We start from the raw sequence: 578 nt of genomic DNA, 5'->3' as shown, positions 1-578 counted from the left end.
TCTATCGTTAGATGAAGTGGCTCTCTCTGACGGAGAACTCTACACCGTGCTTACCTCCAAGACTGCACGAGGCAGGAAAGGAAGTCTTGTTGCCATGATCAAAGGAACAAAAAGTGAGGAAGTAACTGGCAGGCTTTTGAAAATCAGCAGAAAAATAAGACAGAAAGTAAAAGAAATTACTCTGGATATGGCGGGTTCTATGAAGCTTATCGCGAAACAATGTTTTCCTAATGCCATGCAGGTGGTCGATAGATTTCATGTCCAGAAACTCGCTGCAGAAGCTGTTCAGGAGCTCAGAATTCAGTATCGGTGGGAAGCCATTGATTTTGAAAATGAAATTATAAAACAATCCAGAGACAAGAAAGTAAACCCCGACATTCATATTTTTGAAAACGGAGATACCCGAAAACAACTTCTGGCAAGAAGCCGGTATTTACTTTACAAAAGCAGGGAAAAATGGACAGAAAATCAAAGTAAACGGGTAAAGATCCTGTTTAGAGAATATCCCGATTTAGAAAAAATCTACCATTTATCGGATAGTTTAAGAAAAATATACAATCAAAATATAACAAAATCCG

Annotated in this window: 1 protein-coding gene; it reads left to right on the top strand. The window is 38.6% G+C overall.

Going from position 1 to position 578, the window contains the following annotated elements; all coding sequences use genetic code 11:
* On the top strand, window positions 1–578 hold a 578-nt coding region (locus tag QWT87_RS21095), incomplete at both ends, for an ISAon1 family transposase (RefSeq protein WP_302718716.1).

Source organism: Chryseobacterium urinae, assembly GCF_030518295.1.
GTDB classification, from domain to species: Bacteria; Bacteroidota; Bacteroidia; order Flavobacteriales; family Weeksellaceae; genus Chryseobacterium; species Chryseobacterium mucoviscidosis.
The sequence above is the reverse complement of the archived record's forward strand: the minus strand, read 5'-3'. Positions and strand labels throughout refer to the sequence as shown.